General features: G+C 36.8%; 4 protein-coding genes and 1 pseudogene. 1 reads left to right on the forward strand and 4 read right to left on the reverse strand.

Going from position 1 to position 5,553, the window contains the following annotated elements:
* The 4 genes and pseudogenes from Q5O30_RS11725 to hrcA all read right to left on the reverse strand — a co-directional run.
* Positions 1-63 (reverse strand): annotated as a pseudogene (locus Q5O30_RS11725) (molecular chaperone DnaJ); the annotation flags it as partial.
* Between the two features lie 117 nt (positions 64-180).
* Positions 181-2,064 carry a molecular chaperone DnaK gene (dnaK, locus tag Q5O30_RS09005; RefSeq protein WP_021953424.1) on the reverse strand — a complete coding sequence of 628 codons (1,884 nt, stop codon included), beginning with the start codon at positions 2,062-2,064 and terminating at the stop codon, positions 181-183.
* Positions 2,065-2,098: 34 nt separating this feature from the next.
* Positions 2,099-2,740: a nucleotide exchange factor GrpE gene (grpE, locus tag Q5O30_RS09010; RefSeq protein ID WP_021953425.1), complete on the reverse strand. Its 642-nt coding sequence runs from the start codon at positions 2,738-2,740 to the stop codon at positions 2,099-2,101.
* 30 nt (positions 2,741-2,770) lie between these two features.
* Entirely contained in the window at positions 2,771-3,814 is a 1,044-nt protein-coding gene (gene hrcA, locus Q5O30_RS09015) for a heat-inducible transcriptional repressor HrcA (protein ID WP_021953426.1), read from the reverse strand.
* Positions 3,815-4,161: 347 nt separating this feature from the next.
* Here hrcA and Q5O30_RS09020 point away from each other — a divergent pair, with 347 nt between their 5' ends.
* Complete coding sequence (locus tag Q5O30_RS09020) at positions 4,162-5,346, forward strand: MATE family efflux transporter (protein ID WP_021953427.1); 1,185 nt, start codon at positions 4,162-4,164, stop codon at positions 5,344-5,346.
* The last annotated feature ends 207 nt before the right edge of the window (positions 5,347-5,553 follow it).

Below are 5,553 nucleotides of genomic sequence, written 5' to 3' on the forward strand. Positions count from 1 at the left end.
TGTGGCTGCATCAGCGTTCTTGTCAACGCCTAACACCTCATAATAATCTCTCTTATCTGCCATAATAATATACCTTCCATCGTTAAAAAATAGCGTATCTTATTTCGTGGGAAAACCCGTCCGTTTGAAACGGGCGGGATTCTCCGGTAATAAGGGGCATCACCCCATTATATTTTTAATTTATACTTCTGTGAAGTCTCCATCAACCACATCGTCATCATGTGGTGCGGCTCCACCTGCATTCATGTCAGGACCTGCACCCTGTGCTCCTGCAGCACCCTGTGCCTGTTCGTACATCTTCTGGAATAACTGCTGTGCTGAGTTCATTAATTTCTCTTTTCCAGCCTTTAATTCCTCAACCTGAGCCTCTGTAGGTTCATTAGCACCAATTGCAGAAACTGTGGCCTTTAATGCATCGATGTCAGCCTGAACTGCCTGCTTATCACCTTCTGCTAACTTATCACCGGCTTCGCTCATTGCCTGTTCTGTCTGAGTAATGATAGCTTCAGCGTCATTTTTTGCATCAATTGCTTCCTTACGTTTCTTATCAGCTGCTTCATATTCAGCTGCTTCCTTAACTGCCTTATCAATATCTTCATCTGACATATTTGATCCGGCTGTAATTGTAATGTGCTGTTCCTTGCCTGTTCCAAGGTCTTTAGCTGATACATTAACAATACCGTTTGCATCAATATCAAATGTAACCTCAATCTGTGGAACACCTCTTCTTGCTGGAGGAATTCCATCAAGTCTGAACTGTCCAAGGGACTTGTTATCTCTTGCGAACTGTCTCTCACCCTGTACTACGTTAATATCAACTGCTGTCTGGTTATCTGCTGCTGTTGAGAAAATCTGGCTCTTCTTTGTAGGAATAGTTGTATTTCTCTCAATAAGTCTTGTAGCAACACCCCCCATTGTTTCAATTGATAATGAAAGTGGAGTAACATCAAGAAGAAGAATATCACCGGCACCTGCGTCACCTGCTAATTTACCACCCTGAATTGAAGCACCAATAGCTACACATTCATCAGGATTCATCTTCTTTGATGGCTCGTGACCTGTTAACTGTTTAACCTTATCCTGAACAGCCGGGATTCTTGTAGAACCACCAACTAATAATACTTTGCTAAGCTCTGAAGCTGTAATTCCTGCATCCTTTAACGCATTCTGTACAGGAATAGCTGTTCTCTCAACTAAGTCTCTTGTAAGTTCATCAAACTTAGCCTTTGTAAGAGTCATATTAAGATGCTGAGGTCCCTGCTCATTAGCTGTAATGAATGGGATGTTAATTTCAACCTGTGTAGATGATGAAAGTTTCTTCTTAGCATCTTCTGCTTCAGCTTTAATTCTTTCCATAGCCATCTTATCATTTGAAAGGTCAATACCTGTTTTTGACTTAAAGTCAGCTACCATATAATCCATAACCTTCTTATCAAAGTCATCACCACCAAGCTTATTATCACCGTTTGTTGCTAAAACTTCGATAACGCCATCACCGATTTCGATAACAGATACATCAAATGTTCCACCACCTAAATCGTATACCATAATCTTTTGTTCTTTTTCATTATCAAGACCATAAGCCAAAGCTGCTGCTGTAGGCTCCAAAGCTGCTGCTGTAGGCTCGTTGATAATTCTCTTAACATCAAGACCTGCAATCTTACCTGCATCCTTTGTAGCCTGTCTCTGAGCATCATTGAAATATGCCGGAACAGTTATAACTGCTTCTGTAACTTTTTCACCAAGATAGCTTTCTGCATCAGCTTTCAACTTCTGAAGAATCATAGCTGAAATAGCCTGTGGTGTATAAGACTTGTCGTTAATAGTAACTTTATAATCTGTACCCATATGTCTCTTAATTGATGATACTGTACCTTCTGCATTAGTTACTGCCTGACGTTTAGCCTGCTCACCAACTAATCTTTCACCATCTTTTTTAAAAGCAACTACTGAAGGAGTTGTTCTTGCTCCATCTGCATTTGTTATAACTGTAGGTTCTCCACCTTCCATAACAGCTACACATGAGTTTGTTGTTCCTAAATCAATACCAATAATCTTTCCCATTTTATTTTCCTCCTAAAATAACATAAAACTTTAGTTAATTTGCAACTTTTACCATACTGTGTCTAATAACAGTATCTCTATATTTATAGCCTTTCTGCAGTTCCTGAGAAACAATGTTTTCACCAAGTTCATCGTTTTCCTCATGCATTACTGCATTGTGAAGGTCAGAGTCAAATTCCTTTCCTTCGGCTTCAATAGCTGTAACTCCCATTTCATCAAGAGTTGAAAGTAATTGTTTATAAATAAGATTCATTCCCTGTCCTACAGGTGACTCTAAATCTTCTTCACTAAGTGCTGCAACTCCTCTTTCAAAGTTGTCTACTATAGGAAGTATCTTCTCTATAATAGATTTGGCACCTGTTTCAAACATTGCTGCCTTTTCCTTTTCGCTTCGGCTTCTGAAGTTTTGGAACTCTGCAAATAATCTCTGGTACTTATCATTAAGTTCCTCTATCTGCTGGTCTTTTTTGTCCTTCTTCTTTAAGCCACGCTTTTTTTTCTTATCAGGATTTTCATTCTTGTCTGATGCATCCTGCTTTTCCTCTGCCACATCCTGTGCTTTTGCATCCTGTGACTTTTCTTCTTTTTTAGATTCTTCCTTTACTTCCTCTGTAGTTTCTTCATTTGCCACATCTTTTTCAAGGTTCTCATCTAAATCTTTATTTTCCTTTTGCATCGGATAATCATCCTTTCTTAAAACTTTATACTAATTATCATCTTTAAAAGTCTCACTTAACTGTTCTTTAACAGTTCTTAAAGTTTCAACAACCTTTTCGTAGTCCATTCGCTTCGGTCCTATAATACCGATAGTTCCTTTAAATCCATCTTCAAGCTCGTATGTTGCCGTGACAACGCTACAATCCTTCATGGACTTAACCGGGCTCTCACTACCTATATATACCTGAATGCCTGTTTCCTCATCACTTTCATTAATAAGTTCCGTCAGCTGTGACTTTTCTTCTAATGTTGTAAGTAACTGGCTGGCTCTTTCCTTATCACTAAGCTCAGGATATTTAAAAATATTAGTGGCACCTGATGTGTAAATCTTCATCTGTGCCTCTGTAGCAATAGCTTCCGTAATGGTCTTTAACACTTCATTAACCAATCCCTCAAACTCTCCTGCCTGAGATGTTAATGTGGAAATAACTCCTAAGTTGATTTCTTCTAATGACAAACCTGCCAAAACAGTGTTAAGTGCCACATTCAGTCTCACTATCATTTCCTGACTAATCTGCTGTGTAATCTTTATAATTCTGTTAACTACGTGATTCTTGTCAGAAACAACAGTGCATAACAACTGATTTTCATCAATTACTGATAATTGAACAAACTTGATTTTATTCTCCTGAGACTTCGGTGCGGATACCATGGTGGCATAATTAGTATTATTTGCTAATACCTTTGCCATATTTTGAAGTAATGTCTCAACCTTATCAACCTTCTCAATTAACAAATCTTCTTTTTCAGTTACCTTCTTTTCTCTTTCATCTAACTCAGACATCTTATCCTTTAAGATATTGTCCACATAAAATCTGTAACCTTTATCTGTAGGAATACGTCCTGCCGATGTATGGGGCTGGATAATGTATCCCATCTCTTCTAAGTCAGACATTTCATTTCTAATGGTAGCTGAACTTAAATTCAAATCAGTGTTCTTGGAAATGGTTCTGGAACCTACCGGCTCGCCTGTTTCTAAGTAGCTTCTGATGATAGCATCTAAAATCTTTTCTTTTCTATCACTAAGTTCCATAAGCATCTCCTTTCTTTGATTTATTAGCACTCATTAGTTTCGAGTGCTAATATTTCATCTGACACTAAAATATCACTATCAAAGTACTTTGTCAACAATTTTATTAAAAAAGATTTGTTAATAAATTGTAAACATTTTTAACGCCACTATTTTAAGTTTTTCTTCTATTATAATAATGCACATTACCAATATATCTTAAAACTATAAAATTAATTTATATTTTTATATTGATTGTAGTGGAATCATGTGTTATTCTACTACCTATTGCAATTAATTATTGTGATTATTTTATACAGTTATTTATTGCTGTTTTTATTTAAATTATTTAATGAGATGAGGTTATTTTAATGGTTGCGGAAGGAAAACAGACTTTTAGAACAAAATATTTTGGCGACAAAGCTTTTTACAAAATGATTATGGCTATTGCACTGCCTATTGTTATTCAAAATCTTCTTACTAACTTTGTTGCTATGCTTGATAATGTAATGGTAGGAAAAATCGGAACAGACCAGATGACCGGTGTTGCCATTATTAACCAGTTATTTTTTGTGTTTAATCTGGCAGTTTTTGGTGGAATGTCCGGAGCGGGAATTTTTTCTGCCCAATATTTCGGTCAGAATAATCATAATGGTGCCAGAAATGTATTTAGAATGAAATTAATTATAGGAATATTTATTATTGCCATAAGCATGTGTGTTTTAATTATTCTCCACGAACCTTTAATTAATATGTTCCTGCATGAAGGTGGGGCTTCCGGAAATATCCATGCTACATTTAAATATGCCAGGGATTATCTATACATCATGCTTTTTAGTATTATTCCTTTTGTAGTGGCAAATTGCTATAGCACAACCCTTAAGGAAGCCGGTCAAACCATGGTTCCTATGATAGCAGGACTTTTAGCCGTTATTGTTGACTTTGTTTTCAATGCTCTTTTAATATTCGGTTTACTTGGTTTTCCAAAACTGGGAGTCATAGGTGCTGCCATTGCAACAGTTATGTCAAGATTTGTTGAATGTGGATATCTTATAATTTATACCTACAGACACAGTGATAAATATAGGTTTATTAAAGGTGTTTATAGCAATTTGCATGTGCCTTCCTCTCTTGTAAAAAAGATTCTTTTACGCGGTACTCCCTTATTATTTAACGAATTGCTTTGGGCCGCCGGAATAACAATGCAGACACAGGCACTTTCTACCAGAGGACTTTCGGCCATAGCCGGGCTTAATATTTCCAACACTCTTAATAATGTAGTTAATACATTTTTCTTAACAATGGGCATTGCCATTTCTATTGTTATTGGTCAGTTAATTGGTGCCGGCAAGCTAAAAGAGGCTAAGGAAACGGATACGAAGATGATCACTTTTTCTTTAATGATTTCTCTTGGAGTATCTGCCCTGTTGCTTATTGCAGCACCTTTGTTCCCACGTATATATAACACAACCGGAGAAATACGTTATCTTGCCACAAGATTTATTTTGGTATATGTTNNGATTTATTTTGGTATATGTTCTTGCCACACCATTTAACGCCTTTACCAATGCGGCGTACTTTACTCTTAGAAGTGGTGGCAAAACGGTTATGACTTTTATTTTTGACAGTGGTTTTATATGGGCGGTAAATGTACCTGTGGCAATGCTACTGGCACATTTCACTAATCTTCCGATTGTGTGGATGTTCTTTATTATAAGTATGCTTGATGCCATTAAATCTGTTGTGGGATTTATTCTTGTGAA

This window comes from Eubacterium sp. CAG:161, assembly GCF_000432355.1.
Classification (GTDB): Bacteria; Bacillota; Clostridia; order Lachnospirales; family Lachnospiraceae; genus Eubacterium_G; species Eubacterium_G segne.